At 75.1% G+C, this 16,098-nt stretch carries 16 protein-coding genes and 1 pseudogene; 3 read left to right on the top strand and 14 right to left on the bottom strand.

Annotated elements, in window-relative coordinates; all coding sequences use genetic code 11:
* From OO48_RS30480 to OO48_RS30460, 6 genes are all read right to left on the bottom strand, one after another.
* Positions 1-1,260, bottom strand: a complete 1,260-nt coding sequence (locus OO48_RS30480) for a metallophosphoesterase (RefSeq protein WP_051733166.1) — start codon at positions 1,258-1,260, stop codon at positions 1-3.
* Between the two features lie 38 nt (positions 1,261-1,298).
* Entirely contained in the window at positions 1,299-1,478 is a 180-nt protein-coding gene (locus OO48_RS37790; protein WP_106970460.1) for a helix-turn-helix domain-containing protein, read from the bottom strand.
* Positions 1,479-1,508: 30 nt separating this feature from the next.
* On the bottom strand, positions 1,509-2,729 hold the full coding sequence (locus tag OO48_RS30475) for a hypothetical protein (RefSeq protein WP_033222167.1): 1,221 nt from the start codon (positions 2,727-2,729) through the stop codon (positions 1,509-1,511).
* A gap of 139 nt (positions 2,730-2,868) precedes the next feature.
* Complete coding sequence (locus OO48_RS30470) at positions 2,869-4,014, bottom strand: hypothetical protein (RefSeq protein WP_033222166.1); 1,146 nt, start codon at positions 4,012-4,014, stop codon at positions 2,869-2,871.
* A 52-nt stretch (positions 4,015-4,066) separates the two neighbouring features.
* Positions 4,067-5,494, bottom strand: a complete 1,428-nt coding sequence (locus OO48_RS30465; protein ID WP_033222165.1) for a DEAD/DEAH box helicase — start codon at positions 5,492-5,494, stop codon at positions 4,067-4,069.
* Positions 5,491-5,688 carry a cold-shock protein gene (locus OO48_RS30460; protein WP_033222163.1) on the bottom strand — a complete coding sequence of 66 codons (198 nt, stop codon included), beginning with the start codon at positions 5,686-5,688 and terminating at the stop codon, positions 5,491-5,493. Before OO48_RS30460 ends, OO48_RS30465 begins: the two co-directional genes overlap by 4 nt.
* A gap of 448 nt (positions 5,689-6,136) precedes the next feature.
* On the opposite strand from OO48_RS30460, the gene OO48_RS30455 reads away from it, so the two are divergent.
* Positions 6,137-6,358 (top strand): hypothetical protein, encoded by a 222-nt coding sequence (locus tag OO48_RS30455; RefSeq protein ID WP_033222161.1) that lies wholly within the window; start codon positions 6,137-6,139, stop codon positions 6,356-6,358.
* Between the two features lie 277 nt (positions 6,359-6,635).
* Here OO48_RS30455 and OO48_RS30450 read toward each other — a convergent pair whose 3' ends face one another.
* On the bottom strand, positions 6,636-9,098 hold the full coding sequence (locus OO48_RS30450) for an ABC transporter permease (RefSeq protein WP_033222158.1): 2,463 nt from the start codon (positions 9,096-9,098) through the stop codon (positions 6,636-6,638).
* The gene (locus tag OO48_RS30445; RefSeq protein WP_063830774.1) at positions 9,095-9,829 is read right to left on the bottom strand and encodes an ABC transporter ATP-binding protein; all 735 of its coding nucleotides are present in this window, start codon (positions 9,827-9,829) and stop codon (positions 9,095-9,097) included. Before OO48_RS30445 ends, OO48_RS30450 begins: the two co-directional genes overlap by 4 nt.
* Positions 9,830-9,914: 85 nt before the next feature.
* Between OO48_RS30445 and OO48_RS30440 the strand changes: the two genes are divergently transcribed.
* Positions 9,915-10,523 (top strand): response regulator transcription factor, encoded by a 609-nt coding sequence (locus tag OO48_RS30440; protein ID WP_033222157.1) that lies wholly within the window; start codon positions 9,915-9,917, stop codon positions 10,521-10,523.
* 31 nt (positions 10,524-10,554) lie between these two features.
* Here OO48_RS30440 and OO48_RS30435 read toward each other — a convergent pair whose 3' ends face one another.
* The 3 genes from OO48_RS30435 to OO48_RS30420 all read right to left on the bottom strand — a co-directional run bounded on the left by OO48_RS30435 (position 10,555) and on the right by OO48_RS30420 (position 14,267).
* Positions 10,555-12,615 (bottom strand): sensor histidine kinase, encoded by a 2,061-nt coding sequence (locus tag OO48_RS30435; RefSeq protein ID WP_157845583.1) that lies wholly within the window; start codon positions 12,613-12,615, stop codon positions 10,555-10,557.
* A 238-nt stretch (positions 12,616-12,853) separates the two neighbouring features.
* Positions 12,854-13,135, bottom strand: coding sequence for a helix-turn-helix domain-containing protein (locus tag OO48_RS30425; protein WP_081952503.1), 282 nt, complete (start codon positions 13,133-13,135; stop codon positions 12,854-12,856).
* Between the two features lie 781 nt (positions 13,136-13,916).
* The gene (locus OO48_RS30420; RefSeq protein WP_033222150.1) at positions 13,917-14,267 is read right to left on the bottom strand and encodes a DoxX family protein; all 351 of its coding nucleotides are present in this window, start codon (positions 14,265-14,267) and stop codon (positions 13,917-13,919) included.
* Between the two features lie 148 nt (positions 14,268-14,415).
* Between OO48_RS30420 and OO48_RS30415 the strand changes: the two genes are divergently transcribed.
* Positions 14,416-14,763, top strand: a complete 348-nt coding sequence (locus tag OO48_RS30415; RefSeq protein WP_051733170.1) for a winged helix-turn-helix transcriptional regulator — start codon at positions 14,416-14,418, stop codon at positions 14,761-14,763.
* 163 nt (positions 14,764-14,926) lie between these two features.
* Here the strand turns inward: OO48_RS30415 and OO48_RS30410 are convergent, their stop codons facing one another.
* The 3 genes and pseudogenes from OO48_RS30410 to OO48_RS37785 form a co-directional block, all read right to left on the bottom strand.
* Positions 14,927-15,520: an NIPSNAP family protein gene (locus OO48_RS30410; protein WP_033222148.1), complete on the bottom strand. Its 594-nt coding sequence runs from the start codon at positions 15,518-15,520 to the stop codon at positions 14,927-14,929.
* Positions 15,517-15,984 carry a hypothetical protein gene (locus OO48_RS30405; RefSeq protein ID WP_033222146.1) on the bottom strand — a complete coding sequence of 156 codons (468 nt, stop codon included), beginning with the start codon at positions 15,982-15,984 and terminating at the stop codon, positions 15,517-15,519. The genes OO48_RS30410 and OO48_RS30405 overlap by 4 nt, the downstream gene beginning before the upstream one ends.
* Positions 15,985-15,994: 10 nt before the next feature.
* A pseudogene (locus OO48_RS37785) lies at positions 15,995-16,098 on the bottom strand (IS481 family transposase); the annotation flags it as partial.

Here is a 16,098-nt window from a genome sequence, read left to right as displayed (position 1 = left end):
CTACCCGGCGGCGGCCCCCACGCCCGCGCGCAGCGTCAACAGGGTGATCTCGCTCGGCGCGAACACCCGGAACGGCGGCCCCCAGAAGCCGGTGCCCCCGCTGGTGTAGAGCCACGTCCGCTCCCCGTGCCGGCTCAGGCCGCGCACCACCGGCTGGTCGATCCGGACCAGGTACCGGAACGGCCAGATCTGGCCGCCGTGGGTGTGCCCGGACAGCTGGAGGTCGACCCCGGCGGCCGCCGCCAGCGGGACGTACTTGGGCTGGTGGGCGACCAGCAGCACCGGCAGACCGGGGTCCGCCCCGGCCAGCGCGCCGGCCAGGTCGGCCCGGTGCCCGGGCAGGCCGGAGGACTCGGCGGTCACGTCGTCCACCCCGGCCAGCACCAGGGCGTCCCCGCCGCGCTCCACCACCACGTGCCGGTTGTGGAGCGCCTCCCAGCCCAGCTCGGCCATCCGGTCCAGCCAGCCCTGGGCCTCGCTGCCGTACTCGTGGTTGCCCGTCACGTACACCCGGGCCAGCCGGGCCCGGACCGCGCCGAGCGGGGCGGCCTGCGCGCGGCGTTGCTCGGGCGTGCCGTCCGCGATGTCGCCCGCGTGCACCACCACGTCCGCGTCCAGCGCGTTGACCGCCTCGGTGACGCCCGCGGACCAGGCCGCCCGGTCGATCGGCCCGTAGTGGGTGTCGGCCAGCAGCACCACCCGGGTGCCGTCCAGCCCGGCGCCGAGCCGCGGCAGGTGCACGTCCAGCCGCCGCACCCGGGGCACCCGCATCGCCTCGTGGTGGCCCCGGGCCAGCAGCCCGGCCGCCACCAGCACGACCGCCGCCGCGACCAGCCGGGCCCGGCCGGTGCCGCCGACGCCGGCCGCGGCCAGCAGCAGGTCCGCCAGGGCGCCCAGCACCGAGCAGGTCCACAGCACCCACACCACGCCGAGGCTGGTGTCCGCGACCCGGGCCGCCCGGTCGTCGCGCGAACGCGGACGGTGGCCCCTGGCCATCAGGAACGGGAAGCCGACCGCCCAGGCCAGCAGCACGGCCGTGCCCGCCGCCACCACCGGCGGCGGCCAGTCGGTGCCGGCCGCGAGCAGCGTCCACCACGGCGGCAGGCACAGCAGCACCAGGGCGAGGACGAGCATCCCCAGCCGCCGGACCGCCCTCCGCCGGTCCGTCCGCCGCCGGGCCGGGGGCTCGGCGGCCCGTCCGTCCGCCGCCCGCTGCCCGGGCACCCCCACCCGCTCCGTGGACCTGCTGTCCGTCGCCATGCCGCCTCCCGTGTTCGGCCTCCCGGCGCCCGCCCGGGTCAGAAGGCGATCCGGGCCGGTTCGGTGCGGGAGGTGATCCCGAGTTTCGCGTACGGGTGGGAGAGGTGGTAGCCCGCGGTGCGGGGACTGACGAACAGGCGATTGCCGATGTCCTCGTTGCCGAGGCCCTCCGCGGCCAGCCGGGCCGCCTGGAGCTCCTGCGGGGTGAGCCGGTCCAGCGGGCCGGTTCCGCCCGGCGCCGGGCCGGCTCAGCCGCCGCCGTAGGTGGCCTGGGTGACCGCGAAGACGTTGCGGCCGCCCACGGTCTCCTGCAGCGACCACAGCAGGTCGGGGTCGGTGTCGTCCTCCCAGTAGGAGATGCTCTCGCCGCCGCCCACCCAGGCGAAGGTGGACGGGCCGGCGCCGGGCGTCCAGTAGTAGAGCTGCTTCTGCCCCGAGGAGTTGAACCACCACCGGCCGTTGTGCGAGGCCACCCCGTTGAGCTTGTACCAGGGGAGTCGGAGCGCCTGGCTCGCGGTGGTCGTCGAGGCGAACGTGGTGGCCCCGGACGCGAACGGGAAGCGGACCGCCCGCGGCGCCCGCTTGGGGAAGTCGGGGCAGTTCGCCGCCCCTTCCGGACAGGTGTACTCCGTCATCACGATCGACTTGCTGACCCGGTCCAGCGAGATCGAGGACCACGCCAGCTCGTTGAGGCCGGAGGCCGCGTGCGCCGTGACGGTGCCGACCTGCGGCAGCACGTAGGCGTAGTTGTGCGCGTAGTAGGTCGATCCGTAGCGGCCGATCTGGTCGGCGGTGCCGCCGGTGTCGGTGTTCAGGATCTTGCGCATGTCGAAGACCCGCATGCCGACCGCGGTGTCGGCGACGTAGAGGTGGTCGCCGTACCAGGAGACGCCGCCGGCGTGGATCGGGATGTCCTTGAAGCTCGGCGCCGCCGTGGTGCCGGTCGGCTCGACCAGCAGGATCTTCCGGTACTTGTTGGGGTAGGTGGCGTCCCAGTCGACCAGGGTGATCCGGCTGCGCTGGTGGTCGCCGTCGCTGCAGGCGTCCTTGGTGTACCAGCTGACCAGCACCAGCTGGTGCCCGTCGTAGTTGCCGCTGTTCGCGGTGCCCACGGCGTCCCGGCTGGTGGTGATGCCCTGCGGGTAGCTGAAGCAGTCGCCGTCGTCCCCGTCGTCGAACCGGAAGCCGGTGGACAGCCCGGCGACCGAGAAGCCCGAGGTCATCCCCTGCCGGTCGTGGTTCGCGTTCGCCATCACGGTGTGCACCGGGGACGTCCCCAGCGTCGAGACCAGGGCCGAGTCGAGCGCGTCGAACTGGTGGTAGTCCGCGCTGAGCGTGTACGCGGACGCGTCCAGCACCGTCGGCGCCGCCGCGGCCGCCCCCGCCGCCGGTGCCCCGGCCAGCGCGCCGGTGACCAGCACCCCGGTCGCGAGCAGGGCCCCTGCGGTCCTTCTGACTTGACGGAACATCAGGTCGTGCCTCCCCCGTCGGGACGGATCAACGGCCTTTCACGCTAGGCGCGTACTGGGCATGTCCGCAACACTCGCGTCACTCCGGTCTCGAACGTCCCGCTCCGAACGTCCCGCTCCGAACGCCCCACCCGGCGAGCTAGCCGTCCAACCCCGCCCGCTCGATCAGCCGGTGCCAGTACGCGAGTTCCCGCACCTCGGCCTTCCGGTGCACGCCGTGCGGCCGCAACTCCTCGTACGCGCGCACGAAGCGCTCGGCGGTCCGCCGGGTCAGCACCGGCACCTCGTCGAGGATCCGGTCCCACTGCGGGGCCGCCGGGTCCCACTGCCCGCAGTGCAGCCGGTCCACCGGCAGCTGCCGGGCCACCGCCCAGACCAGCAGGTCGGGCGCGTCCTCCAGCAGGTGCCGGTGGTGGGCGGGGGACTCCCGGAGCAGTTCCGCCAGCACGTCCACGATCGCGCGGTGGAACGTGACGGCGATGTGGATGCCGGTGGCCCGGGTCCGCTCGTCGAACAGCGCCCGGAAGTCGGGGCCGGCCGGGTCCCGCCAGATCTCCTGCCGGCCCGCGTCCCCCAGCGTGCGGTGGGCGAGGTCGGGCCGGGAGCCCGGCGCGAACAGTGCCAGCGCCGTCGTCGCCTGGCAGACGTAGTAGCCGTCCCGGTGCGGGCCGCGCCGCTCCCCGCGCCGGAACCCGAAGTACCGCCGGTCGCGGTCGAACTCCTCGACCAGCCGGCGCATCACCGGCTCCCGGACCAGCAGGTCCTGCGGCTGCGCCGGGTTGTCGTACAGGTGCGCCCGGTCGTGCTCGGCGCGCGCCAGGTCGCGGGCCGCCCCGGTCACCACCCGGACGTCCAGCACGGCCAGGTCCAGGTGCTCCGGGGGCAGTTCGGCGGCGAGCCGGGTGATCAGGGCGATCCGCTGGTACCCGTCGACGCACTCCGGCGCGAGCAGGTCGAGCGTCCCGCTGCTGCGCGCCCCGTCCGGCACCCACCGCACCTCGTCGGCTCCCAGCACCACCCGCCCCACCACGCCGAACGCCTCCGGCCGCTCCCGCAGCGCGCGTTCCAGCTCCCGGTTCTGCGCCGACCCGGCCAGGTACTCCCGCCTGGCCTCCAGCCGCGCCGCCGCGTCCGCGCCCTCCCCGAGCCCGGCCAGCTGCCCGGCCGTGACCCGGGCGTCCCACTGCCCGACGTCCGACCGGTGCAGCAGTGTCGTCCGGATCCGCCACCCCGTTCGGGCGAGCGGCGCGTCCATCGGTTCCCGGGGCTCGGCGAAGAAGTTCACACCCCTACAACGGGCGTTCCCGCGATCAGGTGACGGTCACGGCCGCGCGCGGCTACCCGCCGTGCGACCGGGACGCGGTGCCGCCCGAGCCGCCGCCGGTCGGCCGGGTGCGGGCGGCGGAGGCGGGGCGGCCGTAGCGGCTCCGGCCGGTCGTCCGGTTGTGGCGGGGCCGCTCGACGACCGGGTCGGGGATCGTGACGGGGATGCCGGTGGGGACGCGGGCGCCGGTGATCCGGGTGAGCTCCTCGTCGCCGGCCCGGACCGCGGTGGTGACGGGGGTGATGCCGGCCGTGGCCATCATCCGGGCCGCCCCGCGCCGCTGGTCGGGCAGGACCAGGGTGACGACGGTGCCGGACTCGCCCGCCCGGGCGGTGCGGCCGCCGCGGTGCAGGTAGTCCTTGTGGTCGACGGGCGGGTCCAGGTTGACGACCAGGTCGAGGCCGTCCACGTGGATGCCCCGGGCGGCCACGTCGGTCGCGACGAGCGCGGCCACCTGGCCGGCGCGGAACTGCTCCAGCGTGCGGGTGCGCTGCGGCTGGGACTTGCCACCGTGCAGGGCCGCGGCCTTCACGCCGCGCGCGAGCAGCGTCTCGACCAGGCGGTCCGCGCCGTGCTTGGTGTCGGTGAACATGATCACCCGGCCGTCCCGGGCGGCGATGTGGGCGATCGTGGCGCTCTTGTCGGCGTGCCGCACGTGCAGCACGTGGTGCTCCATGGTGCTGACCGCCCCCGCGGACGGATCCACCGCGTGGGTGACCGGGTCCTTCAGGAAGCGCCGCACCAGGCGGTCGACGTTGCGGTCCAGGGTCGCGGAGAACAGCAGCGTCTGCCCGCCCTCGGCGACCTGCTCCAGGAACTCGGTGACCGCCGGCAGGAAGCCCATGTCGGCCATCTGGTCGGCCTCGTCGAGGACGGTGACGTCGACCGCGTCCAGCCGGCAGAGCCTGCGCTCGATCAGGTCCCCCAGCCGGCCCGGCGTGGCCACCAGGATCTCCGCGCCGCGGTTCAGCACCTGCGCCTGCCGGCGCACCGGCACCCCGCCGACCACGGTGGCCATCCGCAGGCGCGCGGCCTGGGCGTACGGGGTGAGGGCCTCGGAGACCTGCTGCGCGAGCTCGCGGGTCGGGACCAGGACCAGCGCGAGCGGGCACCGCGGCTCGGCCTGCCGCCCCGCGGTGCGGGCCAGCACGGCGAGGCCGAACGCGAGCGTCTTGCCGGAGCCGGTGCGGCCCCGCCCCAGCACGTCGCGGCCGGCCAGCGAGTTCGGCAGCGTCGCGGCCTGGATCGGGGAGGGAACGGTGATGCCCCGGCGGGCCAGCACCGGCAGCAGCGCCTCCGGCAGGCCCAGCCCGTCGAAGGACTCGACGGGCGGCAGGGCCGGCACGGAGGCCACCGGCACGGCGAACTCCCGCCCGGCGCCGCCCGTCGGTCCGGACCGGGAGCGGGTGCCCTGGCGCGGCAGACGGTCGGAGCGATTCATGCGGGAGGCCCTCCCTGCGGGCCCTTCTGGCCCTGCGTGACGTCGAACTCGACCTTCTGGCCCTCGAGCAGCTCGCGGAAGCCGTTGGCGTTGATGTTCGAGTAGTGGGCGAACACGTCAGGACCGCCACCCTCCTGCTCGATGAAGCCGAAGCCCTTTTCCGCGTTGAACCACTTCACGGTGCCATTAGCCATGTAAGAAATCTCCTTCTAGGGACTTTCCGGCGCCCGCACGATTGCGGGTGCCGAGTCACCGCGATGAGCGCCCGCCCGGAAAACATGCTGCAAAAACATGCCGGAAAACAAAAATGCGCCTGCAATGTACGAGCAGGCGCACACAAAGTTCATGGGGACCACTACTGCAACTCCTTCGACTGTAGCAGCCCCGGGGGGCGAACGGGAGGAAATCTCCGGTCCGATTTTTCGCCGGGGCCGGGGCGCTCCCGGCGCGGCGGCCAACTCGCCCCGGCCGGAGGCCGGTTGGTCCGGCACGGAGCGCCCGCCGGGGCGGCGGACCCCCGGCGGGGGTGTCCGGGAGGTGCCCCCGGGGGTGTCGCTCGACACATCCGGCATTTCGGACTCCGCAGAATTCCGGTGCCCGGGGGAGGGACGATCCCGCCCCCGGGGGCGCATACTGGGTTGGATGAAGAAATCTGAAGCAGTCCGCCGGCACCTGCCCACCAGCCCCTTCAAAGCCAGGGTCGAAGCGCCGCCGAAGCACTTCGCCGTCGGCGACCGCGTCACCCACGACGCCTACGGCCTCGGCCGGGTCATCGGCGTCGAGGGCGACACCGCGGTCCTGGTCGACTTCGGTTCACGACAGGAGCGCATCGCCGAGCCCTACCGCGGGATGTTCAACCTCTGATCCACCCGCCACGGGCACCGTTCCACCGCCCTGACCGGGCCGCACCGCGATGACGCCGCGGCCACGGGAGAGGGCGGACACCCGCGCGCCGTCCCGCTGACGGCACCAGGCGAGGACGCGCGGGTCCTTGTCGCGCCCGCCGGACCGCCCGTCGTACCGGGGCCGCCCGCCGGACCGTCCGCCGTGCCGTGCGCGCACCCGCTGCGTCCGCACCCCCCGTGCCCGCCGTGCAGCCACCCGGCCAGCCGTTCCCCGGAAGCGCGCCGCCCGGGCGCCGTCAGGCCTGCCGGTGGGTCCCCCGCAGGGCGACGCGGGCGGGGAGCCAGGTGCCGAGGGCGGCGAGCGAGGCCGCACCCAGGAGGACCAGGGCGAGTTCGGCGACGGGGGCGGCCACCCCGGCGGTGCCCCGGGTGATGCCCTCGGCGTACGTGGTGAGCACCGCGAGGGCGACGGCCAGGCCGAGCGCGGTGGCGAGGGCGACGCAGACCGCGGTCTCCCAGCCGAGCATCCGGCGGAGCTGGCGGCGGGTGGCGCCGGCCAGGGCCAGCGCGGTGAACTCGGGGCGGCGGTCGGCGACGGCCATGGCGAGGGTGTTCAGGACGGCGATGGCCACGAAGGTGATGATCAGCCCGAGGGTGACGTAGCCGATCTGCGCGCCGGTCCGGTTCGCGGAGGCGGTGGCGGAGATCCGGTCGAGCACCCCGAGCCCGGGATCGCCCCGCAGGGCGGCGGTGAGCGACTGCCGGGTCAGGCCGTCGCCGCGGACCAGCAGTTCGTCGTCCAGCGGCACGTCGACGTGGGCGGCCACCAGGCGGTGCGCGAGGGTGAGGTCGCCGAAGCCGAGGCCGCGGCCGTAGAGCGCGACCACCGTCACCTCCGCCGGGGTGCCGTCGGCGAGGGTCAGCCGGACCCGCTGGCCGAGCCGGTAGCCCAGCCCGTCCGCGGCCGCCGCCGTGTCGTCCGCCAGCCGGCCGAGGTCGCCGGCGGTGACGCCGAGGTCCAGGGTGTCGGACAACCGCTCGGGCGTGACGGCCTGCACGCTGCGCTTGGTGAGGCCGTCCCGGACCTCGCTGTGCAGGACCCGGGTCACCGTCTCGACGCCCGGCACCGCGGCGAGCGCCGTGGCGGCGGAGGCCGGGGCGTGCGGGCCGACCACGAAGTCGGCGGTGGTGCCGCGCCCGCGCTGGGCGGCGGCCGCGTGCTCGGTGGTGGTCTGGGTGAACAGGATGGTGCAGGCCATCGCGATCAGCAGGGTCAGCGGCACTACCACCGACGCCAGCCGGTGCGCCCCGGCCCGCAGGTGCTGGACGGCGAGCCAGCCGCCGATCCGGGAGGCCCGCAGCGGCAGGCCCAGGAGGGCCGTCCCGGCCCTGGCCACCAGCGGGCCGAGCAGGGAGAGCGCGGTGCACCACAGCAGGACGGCGAGGAAGCAGACCGGCGTCGAGGCCTGGTCGGAGTGCAGGGCGGTCAGCAGGACGGTCAGCACGACCGCGCCGGCGGCGGCCAGCGCCCCGGAGACGACCCGGACCGCGGCCAGGCGCGGCGGCTTCACCTCCGCCTCGCCGAGCGCTTCGACCGGCCTGACCGCAGTCGCGCGCCGGGCCGAGATCCGGGCCGCGGCCCAGCCGGCCAGCAGCGTGGCGGCCGCGGCGGCCAGCGCCGGGAAGGGCGAGAGCACCACGGGCAGGTTCGCCGGGACGACGTCCAGCGCGACGAACCGGTCGTGCAGCCAGCCGCCCAGCGGCAGACCGGCCGCGGCGCCCGGGATCCCGGCGGACAGGCCGAGCACCAGCGCCTCGCCGCCGATCATCTTCCGGACCTGCCGCCCGGTCGCGGCGACCGCCCGCAGCACCGCGATCTCCCGCTGCCGCTGCTGGACCGACAGGCCGAAGGTGCCGACCACGATCAACAGGGCGACCAGCAGCGAGGTGCCGCCCAGGACGGCGCCCATGCTGACCAGGCGCACCCCGGCCCCGGCGGCGTCCGGGAACTCCGCCCCGCCGCGGTCGTCGCCGGTGCGGACCACCGCGCCCGGGGTGCCGGCCAGCAGCGCCCGGACGTCGTCGGCGGCCGACGGCGCGGACGGGAAGACCCCGATCGCGCTGACCAGGCCGTCGTGGCCGGCGAGCGCGCGGGCCCGGCCGGTGCCGAAGAAGACCGCGGCCTGGCTGTCGAAGCCCTGCGCGGTGACCCCGACCACCCGCACGTCCAGCGTCCCCGAGGGCGTCCGGACGGTCGTGGCGGAGCCGGGCGACAGGTGCGTCCGGGCGGCGGTGGCCGCGTCGAGGACCACCTCGTCGTCGGCGGCGGGCGCGCGGCCGGCGGCCAGGGCGAGACCGGCCAGCGGCGCGGACTCCCAGCCGTGGCCCCACGAACCGCCGTCCGGCCCGCCGGGCAGCAGCGCCGGGAAGGTCACCTCGGTGGCGACGGCCCGCACCGACGGCAGGGCCGCGACCCGGTCGGCGAGGGCGGCCGGCACCCAGGCGCGGTCCGCGATCGGCTTGGCCTTCTCCTTGGTCTTCCCCTTCCCCTTGTCCACGACGGCGTGCACCTCCTGGTCGCCGGAGACGACGACCGGCGCGGCCGCGTAGCGCTCCGGCCGGACGCTGCCGAGCAGGCCGGTGACCAGCAGCGTCCCGCAGCCGCAGACCAGGGCCGCGGCGCAGAACAGGGCGACGAAGGCGCCGGCGAACCCGGCCCTGCGGTGCCGGAGGGTGGCGAGGGCGAGTCCCAGCATCATCGGTTCCACGCTCCCAGCCGGATCATGCGGTCGGCGACCTTGGTGGCGGTCGGCCCGGTCATGGTGTCGGCGATCCGGCCGTCGGCCAGGAACAGCACCTCGTCGGCGTAGGACGCGGCGACCGGGTCGTGGGTGACCATGACGAGGGTCTGGCCGAGCTCGTCGACGGCCTGCCGCAGCAGGACCAGCACCTCGCGGGCCGTCATGGTGTCCAGCGCGCCGGTGGGTTCGTCGGCGAACACCACCTCGGGGTCGGAGACCAGCGCCCGCGCGATCGCCACCCGCTGCTGCTGGCCGCCGGACAGCTGGCCGGGCCGGTGCCCGGTGCGCTCCTGGAGCCCCACCCGGCGGACGAGTTCCGCCAGCCGCCCGGCGTCGGCCCGCCGCCCGGCCAGCCGCAGCGGCAGCGTGACGTTCTGCTCGACGGTCAGCGCGGAGACCAGGTTGAACGACTGGAACACGAACCCCGCGCGCTCGCGCCGCAGTTCGGTCAGCTCCCGCTCACTCAGCCGGGACAGGTCGGTGCCGCCGAGCCGGACGGTCCCGGAGGTCGGGCGGTCCAGGCCCGCCGCGCAGTGCAGGAAGGTGCTCTTGCCCGAGCCGGACGGCCCCATCACCGCGGTGAAGCCGCCCTTCGGCAGCCGCACCGTGACCTCCCGCAGCGCGGCGACCGCGCCCCGCCCCTTGCCGTGGACCTTGCTCACGGCGTCCAAAGTGATCGCTTCGCTCATGCCTCCAGCCTGCCGACGCCCGAACTCCCTTCCCAGGGACGGCATCACGCGCCACCCGTGACATCGTCACGGGTAGGGTCGGGCCATGATCAGACTCCTGCTGGCCGAGGACCAGCACGTGGTGCGCGGCGCGCTGGTGGCCCTCCTGGGGCTGGAACCCGACTTCGAGGTCGTCGCGGAGGCGGGCACGGCGGACGACGTGCTGCCCCGGGCCCTGGTCTTCCGCCCCGACGTGGCGGTCCTGGACATCGAGATGCCGGGCCGGACGGACGGCCTGCAGGCGGCCGCCGCGCTGAAGGAGGCGCTGCCGGCCTGCCGGACGCTGATGCTCACCTCGCTCGGCCGCCCCGGACTGCTCCGCCGCGCCCTGGACGCGAAGGTCGACGGCTTCCTGCTGAAGACCGCGCCGCCCGCCGAACTGGTCGCGGCCGTCCGCGAGGTGGCCTCCGGCGGACGGGTGCTGGACCCGGCGCTGGCCGTCGCCGCCTGGGACCTGGCGGACAACCCGCTCACCCCCCGGGAGAACGACGTCCTGCGCGAACTCGCCGGCGGCGCCGAGCCGCCCGAGATCGCCGCCCGCCTGCACCTGTCCACCGGCACGGTGCGCAACGTCCTGACCGCGGTCGTCGGCAAGCTGAACGCCCGCAACCGCACGGACGCCGTCCGGATCGCCCGCGAGGCCGGCTGGCTCTGACCCGCCGGCCGGGCCCGGCACCCGGCCCGGCTCAGTGCGACGGCACTTCGGCCCGCAGCAGGTACCAGCCGTCGTCCGGCCCGGCGGCCAGGGTGCCGCCCGCCGCGGCCAGCCGGACCGTCAGCCCGCCGATCCCGGATCCGGGTGCGGTGACCTCCGCACCGACGCCGTCGTTCTCCACCTCCAGCCGGACCTCGCCGCCGACCACCGAGACGGCGATCCGCGCGTGCCGGGCCCGGCTGTGCCGCAGGACGTTGGTGACGGCCTCGCGCAGCACCACGCCCAGCACGGCCCCCGCCGCGTCCGGAACCGGCTCCTCCTCCAACTCCACGGTGATCGCGGCGGCCTCCAACACGGCCGCCGCCGAAGCCAGTTCGGCGGTGAAGGACAGCCGGGGACCGTCCTCCGCGAGCGCCCCCAGCTCGGCCCGGCCGCGTTCGGCCAGCCGCACGATGTCCGCCAGTTCGGCCCGGCAGCGGACCGGATCGGCGTCCGCCAGCCGCCGGGCCAGCTCGGCCTTCAGCAGGATCGCGGCCAGCCCGTGCCCGAGCAGGTCGTGCAGGTCCCGGGCGGCGCGCAGCCGCTCGGTGACGACGGCGGCGCGGGCCAGCCCGTCCGCCGCCCGCTGCAACTCCCGCACCAGCCGGACCAGGCGCAGCACCGCGTGCACCACCACGCAGGTGATCAGCGTGTTCACGGCGGTCAGCAGCACGGACGCCGGGCCGCCGTCGCCGCCGACCACCCCGCCGCCGATCACCCCGGCGGCGACCACCACCGCGCCGGCCGACGCCGCGCCCGCGCGCACCGGCAGGGCGATCAGCAGCGAACCGGCCAGGATGCCGGCCGCGCCGATCCAGTTCCGCCCCAGCCAGGGCAGCGGCAGCAGGGCGAGCACCGCCGAGGCCACCAGCGCGGCGCGGGCGTGCCGGGTCGCGTCCAGGATCGAGAACCGGACCTGGAAGGCGCAGAAGACCGCCGCGCACCCCGCCCCCAGGACGAGCCGGGGCCCGGGCACGAACATCAGCGCCTTGACGCAGAACACGGCGAGCAGGAACCAGTACGTGCCGAGCGCGGTCCGCAGCTCCGGCGGGTCCACGGCGGGCGGGGCCGGCGTCGCGGCCACCGACGCCTCCACCGCGAAGCGCCCGTCCGCCTCCAGGCCCGCCGCCAGTCGGCCGCCGGCGGCCCGCACCCGCTCCGCCAGGCCGTCGAGCAGGTCCGCGCCGAGCGCCGCCGTCGGCACGCCGTCGCTGACCACCCGCAGCACCACCCGGCCGGCCCGTTCCTCGGTGGAGATCCCGCACCGCCGGGCGTCCCCGACCCGCACCACCGCGGTGACCGCCTCCCGCAGCACCGTCGCCAGCACCGTCCCGGCCGGGCCGAGCGGCTCGCGGTGCCCGATCCGCAGCTCGGCCGCGATGCCCGCCGAACCCAGCAGGGCCCGGGCGCTCGCCGCCTCCGGCGCCAGCGAGAGGCTGCGCAGCTCGGCGGCGGCGGCCCGGACCGCCGCCAGCGTCCGCCGCGCCACCCCGATCAGCCCGTCCAGCTCCGCCGGGTCCCGGCGCCGGGCCGCCTCCCGGATCCCGGCCATGCCCGCGTCCAGCCCGCTGCCCAGCGCGGACGCGATGCGCAGGCGCTCGTCGGTGACCGCCGAAGCCGCGAGCTCCAGCCGCGCGCCGCGGGCCCGGTCCGCCAGCAGCGCCAGCGTGGTCACGGTGTAGAGCATGGCGCCGCCCAGCGCGACCGTCAGCAGCAGGTCGACGGCCTCCCGCGCCCCCGCCGCCCGGCCCGCCTCCACCAGCACCGCCCCCGCCACCAGCAGGGCCAGCAGCACCCGGCGCCGCTCCAGCAGCAGGGAGGCCACCGGCAGGCACAGCAGCCCGATCGAGACCCCGAGCGCCCCCACCGCGCAGAACCCGACGCCCGCTTCCACGGCCGCCCATCCGGCCCACCCCGGAACGCCCCGGGTGTGCCGCGACTGCAACCCCACCAGCGCCAGGCAGCCCGCCACGACCGCGAGCCCCGCCCCGGGCTCCGCCGCGACCCGCCCGATCCCCTTCAGCAGATGCGCCAGCACCAGCGCAACAGCCACCGCCCCCACCAGCCGCCGTCCCACCGACCCGCGCCCCCCTCCGCCCCGCGCATCGTACGGCCCGACCCGCCCACGGTTCTGAGGGGCGGGCGCCCGGTAGTCCTCACGAGCACGAGCACGAGCACGAGCACGAGCACGAGCACGAGCACGAGCACGGGTACGAGTACGGGTACGAGCGGGTCCGGCCGGAACGCGCCCGGCGGCGGTCGGGCACCTCGGCGGTGCCCGACCCGCGGGATCAGGCGCCGGCAGCGGGCTCCGGGCCGTTCCCGTCCCGGCGGAGCTGCTCGTTCAGGCGCAGGGCTTCCTCGAGCTGGTCCTCGAGGATGATGATCCGGCAGGCGGCCTCGATGGGGGTGCCCTGGCCGACGAGGTCGCGGGCGCGCATGGCGATCCGCAACTGGTAGCGGGAGTACCGGCGGTGGCCGCCGGAGGAGCGCAGTGGGGTGATCAGGCGGTGCTCGCCGAGTGCGCGTAGGAAGCCGGGGGTGGTGCCGGTCATCTCGGCGGCCCGGCCCATGGTGTAGGCGGGGTAGTCGTCGTCGTCGAGTTTGTCGGGTGTGTCGGGGCTGGCCGTTGTAGTCACTGCACCTCTCTGGTTCTCGGGAGAACGCGTCGAGGGGCCCCGCAGCCGAACCGGCTCCGGGGCCCCGAAGGGGATACAACACCATCTACCGGCCTGGGCCGGACTTCTGCTTCCGCTCCGCCCCGGGGGAGGGGACGTGCGGGGATCGCGTATGCGTGACCGGAAACCACCGTCCTTGCGTTGGGGTCTGCGGTGTCCACCCGGGCGTCTGCACGGCCCGGGCGATCCTGATGGCGCTTGTGCCCTCCGTTCATCCTCTGTACTTGCCTTGTCACTGTTCCGCGGACGACCGCGGTTCCTTCTTGCCCGGCACGCGCGCCCGCAGCCTGGACGCCTTTGCCGGGATCCTGCGATCTTCACGGCTGCGACTGCTGGTGTTGCTGGTACTGCGTACTGCTCGGTACCGCTGTCGGCGACCCCTGATACCTGCGGGCCGCCCGGTCCGGCGCCAGCCCCGTCGCCCTCCTGCTACTGCCTGGCTTCGGGACTCCACGGCCGGACCGCACTGGGAACCGCTCTTCGACAACTCCGGCCAGTTCGTGTCTGGCCGTTATCGCTGACTGCTCTTTACGAGAGAGAGCCTAACCCCGCCCCAAGCCAATGTCTACTCCGGCGGGAACAGATTTTTTCTCGCGTCGCCGAGGGCTAATCTCCGGCCGTCCGTCCCGGCGGCCGGCCCTCCCCGGCCTGCTCCCGGCCCCGTCGCCGCGGCGGATCAGAGGGTGGCGGCGCGCAGCGCGAGCAGGGCGACCGAGACCACGGTGAGGACCGCCGCCGGGGACGTGCCCTTGAGGTCGCCGACGCGCAGATGGGCGACGACCGCCCCGGCGAAGTAGAGCGTCAGGCCGATTGCGGCGGCGATCCCGAGGGGACCCCACCGGAGTCCGGCGACCGCGCCGGCCGCCCCCGCGACCTGGGCGCCGATCAGGAAGGTCATCAAGCCCGACGGTATTCCGAGGGTGGTCATCTGCTCGGTGATGTGCCGCGTCCGCAGGGACTTGGCCCCGGCCGACGCCAGGAGGATCGCGGACATGAGCACGGTGACGACAGTGAGGGCGACGAACACGGCTGGAACCTCAATCATGCGAGATGCGGGCAAGGAACGTGCGCACCTCGACGACGATAGGCAGCCGATAGGTACCTCAAGGTAACCTTCGAGCGTGAGCCTGCGACCCGGAATCGTCTTCCTCGCCGACTGCCCCGCTCTCCTGGCCATGGAGATCATCGCCAGCAAGTGGTCGATGGTCACGCTCTTCGCGCTGACCGACGGCCCGCTGCGGCACGGCGAGTTGGTCGAACTGAGCGGCGGCATCTCGCGCAAGGTGCTGACCCAGACGCTGCGCCGGCTCCAGGCCAACGGGCTCGTCGAACGGCGCGCGTACGCCGAGGCGCCGCCGCGGGTGGAGTACGCCCTGACCGATCTCGGGCGGACCCTGGAGGAACCCATCAGGATGCTCACCGCCTGGGCGCGGGAGAACGGCGAGGCGGTCTCCGCCTTCCGGGAGGCGGCCGAGGAGGCCGGGGCCCCCGGGGCGGACCGGGCGGGTCCGAACCCCCTCTGACCTGCGGTCGAGCGGGCCGTCGCCCAGGATCTCGACCTGGCTGGACGGAGGTGGACGAGGCCGGGACCGAGACCACGGCACGGCCGCGTCCCGCCGGGTCAGGGCCGTGCCGACGCGGCCGGCGGAGGTTCTTCCCCTCCGGCGACCGGCCGTCGTCCCTCCGTCACGTCACCGGCGAGAGCCGCAACTGCTGCGGTGCGGACTCCAGGTGCGCCGAGAGGTCCGGCAGGGGTGCGGTGTCCCCCACGGTGAACCACACCAGGACGTCCTCGCCCGTCCGCACGGGCAGGGCGGGGAAGGTGTTCTCCGCGTGCTCGGTGCGGTGAACCGCCAACGGCGGTGTTCCGTTGGCCAGTTCCGGGCGCAGCCGCCGCTCGAAGTGGTCGGCGAAGGCGGCGGTGTCCAGCGGGTGGCAGATGGTCGCGATGACCGGTCCGGCGCCGTCCGGGGCGGCGAAGCCCGGACCGCGCAGCAGGAGAACGTCGTCCGAGTCCAGCATGGTCGCGTTGGCCGCGTCGCGGTGGGCCCGCCAGACCGGGCCGGAGTAGAAGGCCCGGAGCGCTCGCGCCCGCTCCGCCATGTCCGGGAAGCCGCGCAGCCAGACGAAGCGGTCAGGGTCGTCCAAGTCCCGGAACCGGCCGCCGACGGTGATGCCCACGGCCTCCTGCCCGGTCACGAACTCGCGCTCGAAGAGCTCGATCAGGGTGTCGCGGGCGCCCGGGTGGAGGGTGTACTGCCGGAGTTCGACGATGGTCACGAGGCGTCCCCCGACCGGGCCCGGCTGAGCTCCATGATCCAGTTGAGCTCCCAGCTCCGGCCGCCGTCCGCTGAGAACTCCTGCTCCCAGCGGGCCGAGTCGACCGTCAGCCGCTGCCAGACGAAGTGCACCCGGACCGGGCGCCCCCGATGCGTGTCGTCACCGTGGAAGTCGCCCCGGCCATCGGTGAAGGCGCCCACGACGGGCGGGTCGAGCCGGCCGGTGCGGCTGTCGGCCCAGCGGATCGACCACTCCTTCCGCTCCTGGTCGAAGAGCCGCAGGGTCACGCCCCGGTACCCCAGGGTGGGGAAGGCGATCTCGTCGATGTTGCCGTTCCCGCCGAACAGCGGGCGGACGACGGCGTGGCCGGGGAACTCCTCCCAGCTGTCGGCGCCGACCAGAAGCTCGGTCAGCCGGCGGTTGGCCACGTTCCAGGAGCCGTGGAGGAAGTCGAAGTCGTTCATGCCCCGGACGCTAGATGTTCTGTCCTGCGAGGTTGGGGACGCGGCTGGCGGGTGGTTGGCCTGCGAGTGCGGTGTGTCCGCGGTGGTGATTGTAGGTGTGGAGCCAGGCGGGGT

The organism is Kitasatospora phosalacinea (genome assembly GCF_000716545.1).
GTDB classification, from domain to species: domain Bacteria; phylum Actinomycetota; class Actinomycetes; order Streptomycetales; family Streptomycetaceae; genus Kitasatospora; species Kitasatospora phosalacinea.
This window is presented reverse-complemented; position numbering and strand designations above follow the sequence as displayed.